Origin of the sequence: Brevundimonas sp. (genome assembly GCF_044239655.1) — a bacterium.
In the GTDB taxonomy this organism is placed as follows: Bacteria; Pseudomonadota; Alphaproteobacteria; order Caulobacterales; family Caulobacteraceae; genus Brevundimonas.
Window position 1 is genome coordinate 1 of record NZ_JBIIAY010000228.1, and the last position, 5,605, is coordinate 5,605.

Below are 5,605 nucleotides of genomic sequence, written 5' to 3' on the forward strand. Positions count from 1 at the left end.
TCCAACCCCGAGTTCCTGAGAGAAGGAGCCGCCATCGGCGATTTCAAGCGCCCCGACCGCGTGGTCATCGGCATCAATGACATGGACAGCGAGACCGGGGCCCGCGCCAAGGCGGTGATGACCGAGATCTATCGTCCGCTGAACCTGAACGAAAGCCCCCTGCTGTTCGTTGGTCGTCGCACGTCCGAACTGATTAAATATGCCGCCAACGCCTTCCTGGCGATGAAGATCACCTTCATCAACGAGATGGCCGACCTCTGCGAAGCCGTCGGCGCCGACGTCCAACAGGTGGCGCGCGGCATCGGCCTGGACAAGCGGATCGGCTCCAAGTTCCTGCACGCCGGCCCCGGCTACGGCGGCTCCTGTTTCCCCAAAGACACCATCGCTCTGGTCCGTACGGCCCAGCAGTATGGCGCGCCGGTCAAGCTGATCGAGACCACGGTCGAGGTCAACGACGCCCGCAAGAAGGCCATGGCCGGTCGGGTCGAGACGACCTTGGGTGAAAGCGTCGCCGGCAAGACGGTCGCCCTGCTGGGGCTGACCTTCAAGCCCAATACGGACGACATGCGCGACGCCCCCTCGCTGGACATCGCCCCCGCCCTGATCGCCGCCGGCGCCAAGGTCCAGGCCTTCGATCCCGAGGGCATGCATGAAGCCGGCAAACTGCTGCCAGGTGTAGAAATGAAGGCCAACGCCTATGACGCCGTCGAAGGCGCAGACGCTGTGGTCATCATCACCGAATGGGATCAGTTCCGGGCGTTGGATCTGGAGCGGGTAAAGGGTCTGATGAAAAGGCCTGTGCTGGTGGATTTGAGGAACGTTTACCGAGCCGACGATATGGAACGCCAGGGCTTCAAATATAGCGATATTGGACGCGGCTAGATCTCGCTGCGCAACGCTCAACTGACCTTTTCGGCGATATCTGGCTGCGCCTGTCGTATGACGAGACGGCCTAGCATGCCGTTGCAGTTGCGCTCTCTGGCGCCAGTCGGCGCTGGATCATCTGTCACAACGCTGTACGCATAAGACCTAATGCGGCGGGGGCCATCGGTCCCCGCCGCATTAGCAGACATTCAAGCTTGAATGGTTAGTTGCGGCAGCGCTGCAGATTTGGATCGGCGGCGATGCGGTCCACCGAAACGGCAAGCAACACAGCTACTCCCTCCGGCGTCAAATGTTGGGCGCCGTGCTCAAAGTAGAGTTTCTTGTCCTCATGGCCGTTTGCCATAAGAAGCGGAGCCGGCTGGATTAGATTGAGAGTCCCGAGGAAATCAGCGTCCATCTGGTTGATGGATGTCACGACCTTTGTGCGCGATAACGGTCGCGGAATTTCTATCACATAGAAGCCGCTCTGGTCCCGAGTCGTCGCCCCTTTCGCCTCCTCCAGGAGCGCCTCGGACAGGGAGATCGCATAGGGTGACGCAGGAGCATAAACGGCGGCGCTGAGCGCGGCGCTGTTATTGGCCTCATCGGCCTCATTGCCGCTTTGCGCACGTAGTATGCGTTTAGCGTAGCGGGCGGCGTTTTCGCGTAAGAAGCCGTAGAGCTCGCTATGGTCCGCAATAAATCGATAGATCGACGATTTCATGAGCCGATCCTGTAATCCGATGGATGGCAGGTATGTCTTGTTCGCACGTTCAAGACGACCGTTCTCCAGCTTGTATAATCCCGAGCGAACATTGTCGTCGAAATCTGTGACGTGCCACTCGTAGATCACGACATCCGGGCTGAATTTTTTAGCGTAACCTTCATAAGTCACATTGTGTTCCGCCGTCCCAAACCCGCTTACGGCGAAGTTCAGAACTTCCACACGGTAACCGCGAGCCTTGAGGCTTTGCTCGAGCCGATAGGCGTAGGTGTCTGGAAGATTAAGTTCGAAACCGACGAAATAGGAATCGCCGAACAAGGCCACACGGCATCGATCAGCGGGTGCGACGAGCGGAAATGTCCTGTCATCCCGCATTCCCTGGCTGTTGAAATGGAAGCTGGCGCTAACCTCCGACGTCCGCTGCATAAACCGGGCGTCAGGTATGTTTCCTCGAACCCCCCAGGCCGTGCCCGTGACATAACGCGGCAGGATCGGCTGATGCACCACAAGCCTGATGAAGGCTTCAGCGAACAGGACTGTGTAGATGAGCAGGCCTAGGGCGTAGAGCGCGCGTAAGCCCCAACGCCTTGCGAACGAATGGGACGCTCCGGACGACTCGGGCCCCGCGTCTGGCAACGGACTGGACACTCGTGACCCCTAGAAATTGAAGTAGATGAAAGGTTGGCTGCGGTCGGCGCTCAGCGAAAGGATCGCCAGGACTGTGGCCATAACCATCGTGTAACGGACGAGGAAAGGCCTAGAGTTGAGCACTTCGATGTTGCCGCTCCAGCGTTGCCAGGCCTCCACGACCACAAGCGGAATGATGTAAGCGACGACGGGTTGGAATGTGGACCAGTTGTAGCCGTCGAAGCCCATTGCTTCGCCGAGCACGTGGACAGCGGAGCCTACGCTCGGTGCTCGGAAGAAGGTCCAGGCCAAGACCACCAGCACCATGGTCGACGCCCATAGAATGGCCGTGACCGCCCATTTTGCGGGCCAAGTGGTGAAGCGCTTTAGAAGGTCGTCAATGCCCGTCAGGCGATAGATGACCAGGATCGAGCCGTGAATTGCGCCCCATATCACGAAGGTCCAAGCCGCACCGTGCCAGAGCCCCCCCAGCAGCATGGTGATCATCAGGTTCCTATAAGTGCCGAATTCGCCGGCGCGGTTCCCTCCCAGCGGAATGTAGAGATAGTCGCGTAGCCATTGAGAAAGGCTGATGTGCCAGCGACGCCAGAACTCTGAGGGCGTTCTTGAGAAGTAGGGGAGGTTAAAGTTCACCATGAGTTCGAAGCCGAGCATCCGAGCTAGGCCTCGCGCCATATTAGAGTATCCCGCGAAATCGCAGTAAATTTGGAACGTAAAGGCTAGAAGTCCCGCCATGACCGCGCCGGCGGTGTGCGGGTTCTGGTTGTTAAATATCGCATCGGAGACCGGCGCGATATTATCGGCAATTACGATCTTCATGTAGAGGCCCCACAGGAAGACGCGGAAGCCAGAGAAGAACATCTTCAAATCAAGGGGAAGCACCCGTTCGAACTGCGGCATGAGGTGCGACGCCCGCTCGATCGGGCCCGCGACCAACTGGGGGAAGAAGGCGTGAAACGCCGCGTAGTTCAGAAGGGAGTATTGAGGGTCGTATTGACCTCGGAAACTATCGATCGTTCGGCTTATTGCCTGGAAGGTATAGAATGAAAGGCCAACCGGAAGGACGATTTCAAGGCCCAGTCGCGGGATGTTCAGACCAGTGGAAGCAAAGGCGTCGTGAAGCGAGTCGTAGAAGAAGCCAAAGTATTTGAAGAAGGCCAGGATGCCCAGGTTCGTGACGAGCGACAGGCAAAGCCAAGCCACTCTTCGACGCTTCTCGCTGAGGCGATCAAATGTGAGGGTGATGGCCAGGACCGCCGCCGTGCCGACGACGACGGCTGGCGCGATCCAGAGACTGCCAGGGCGCGCAAAGACCAGCGAAATCGCGGCCACACCGATCAACCAGCCGCCAGCTTTGAGCCGTTCTTTCAAACCGACTAGTTTTCCGGCCGCGCCAAGAGCGGCCATGTAGTCGACTGACGTGGAGACGGCGACCAGTATTAGGAAGCGAGGATCCCACCAGCCATAGAAGATGTAGCTGAATACGCATAGACTGATGTTGCGCATAACAATATTACGGCGGGTCGCCAAGAATATCGGAAAATACGCTGCAATGAAGAAAAAGAAGGTCCAGCTATTAAACAAAATCGCTGAGGGCGCCTCTGACCCATGCCGAAGCGATAATTGCTCAAAAATTGACATTAGGGACGTCATTGGGCGCCTTCTTTCAAGGCTGGCCAAATTTCATGACCGTCCATATCCTTCTCTTCTATCATCAGTCCCCCCGATTTCATCCAAAACTACGCTACTGGGCGGCGCAAAATCCACGCCCAGCGCGCAATGTGCTCCAAGTCTAAATCACCGTTGTTGCGATAATGCGTACATGAGCGTGAAAGGCGTCGCTGAACGGAAGGCCGTCACCTTCTGTGAAGCGTCGCCCTTATGACATGCAATAGTTTGCTGCGTCGCGCAAAAAGTCTTATGTCAGCCCTGTAGCCTTTCGGCAGCGCAGCATCAGCAAGCCCCGAAAACGGGCTGACCGATTTGCTTGGTGTTAGGGGCGTGGGGTGGGGCGGCGGAAGGGCCGGTGGGCAGTGAGTGGGCTGCGAACCTGCTTTACAATGCATCCCGCTGTATTGAATTTCTGGCCTCATCGGCTCCCGCCGCAGGCTCAGTGTGAGGGTCCTCAAATGAACTCGCCTAGCCTGCACAAAGGTCGGATGCTCCACGCCAAGGCGGCCTTGAGGCGAGAAACGAACTACGATCTGGCGTGGTGGCTGCTGATCGGCTCGGTAATTCGGGTCATGGGTCACGCCAACTTTTTGGGACTCTTTTACGGGTACGGCGCGGCGGGGGGGAATCCGCTCATGAAGCTCTCCCCGGGCACATACATCGTCTTCTTTGTGTGGATGGTTGCGCTGCGGCGACCAAATCCGCCGGGCATGGAGGACTTCAAGCTTCCGTCCCTGCTCTTGGTGTCCATCGTTGTGTGCGGCCTCGGTTGGGCCGTTATCGGTGGGGGGGCTGTCGCCGTCGGGTATCTGGTAGATTCCTACCTAGTCGCCGCAGCGGGCATATTCGTCTTGGGTAAGATCGGTCCGAAGGGCAGGTCCATGATCTTCGAGGCGATCGTTTGGGCTCTGGCTCTAAACGCCATCATGTTGTTTGCTGAATACATCCTTAAGGTGCGATTTGTGCCGACACCCCTTGAGGGGGCGCTCGGGACGTTCCGTCCAGCCGCCATGCTCAACCACCCCCTCATGAGCGGTCTCATGTACGCGACAGCAGTTCCGCTGGTGATGTTATGGAGACGGCCGTTCTGGCTCAGATCCTTGTTCTCGGTTTTGTTCGCGCTATGCGTGTTCGCATCAGGAGCGCGCATATCCACTATTATGGCGGCGGTCGCCTTCGCTCCAGCATTTCTTACAGCGCTTGTGATGGAGCGTCCAAAGACGACGGTTGGGCAGACCTGGATGGCTACCCAAGGTGTGATGATATTTGGAATGATTCCCGCCATCATCAGCTTTGCAATTGCGAGCGGTTTTTTTGATCGTATATCGAATGGATTGGTAGATAAAAGCGCGATGACACGATTATGGCAGTACGGTATGTTGCAGTATCTTACTCCGCATCAGATTATGTTTGGCGCAAGTACAACCACTGCAGCGGACTGGTCTACAAGGTTGTTTCAAACTCCAAGTATTGAGAACTCCTTTGTGTTAGGGGTTTTTACGTACGGAATGCCATTCACGGTATTCTATCTCACCATGGTTATTTTTGTCGTCTGTATATTTGCCATTCGCGGAAGTATGCTTGTGAAGATCGCGGCGGCTGTTTTTTTGGCGGCAGCCTTATCAAACAATACATTTGGGGCGAAGAACCCCGCTGTATTCTACATGCTAATGATGAGTGGTGCGACAATGATTGGTC

Annotated in this window: 4 protein-coding genes; 2 read left to right on the top strand and 2 right to left on the bottom strand. The window is 56.8% G+C overall.

The features are described 5' to 3' along the window. A partial coding sequence (locus ACILQR_RS16755) for a UDP-glucose dehydrogenase family protein (RefSeq protein ID WP_395652496.1) occupies window positions 1-882 on the top strand: 882 nt, incomplete at its 5' end. A gap of 205 nt (window positions 883-1,087) precedes the next feature. Here ACILQR_RS16755 and ACILQR_RS16760 read toward each other — a convergent pair. Beyond that, window positions 1,088-2,236: a hypothetical protein gene (locus tag ACILQR_RS16760; protein ID WP_395652497.1), complete on the bottom strand. Its 1,149-nt coding sequence runs from the start codon at window positions 2,234-2,236 to the stop codon at window positions 1,088-1,090. Between the two features lie 9 nt (window positions 2,237-2,245). After that, window positions 2,246-3,877 (bottom strand): MBOAT family O-acyltransferase, encoded by a 1,632-nt coding sequence (locus ACILQR_RS16765; RefSeq protein WP_395652498.1) that lies wholly within the window; start codon window positions 3,875-3,877, stop codon window positions 2,246-2,248. A 518-nt stretch (window positions 3,878-4,395) separates the two neighbouring features. Between ACILQR_RS16765 and ACILQR_RS16770 the strand changes: the two genes are divergently transcribed. Further along, the coding region (locus ACILQR_RS16770; protein ID WP_395652499.1) for a VpsF family polysaccharide biosynthesis protein at window positions 4,396-5,605 on the top strand (1,210 nt) is incomplete at its 3' end.

What these genes read in the sequence shown, in the direction of transcription:
- ACILQR_RS16765 (WP_395652498.1), bottom strand. Translation starts at nt 3,877, where the DNA reads ATGTCAATTTTTGAGCAATTATCGCTTCGGCATGGGTCAGAGGCGCCC.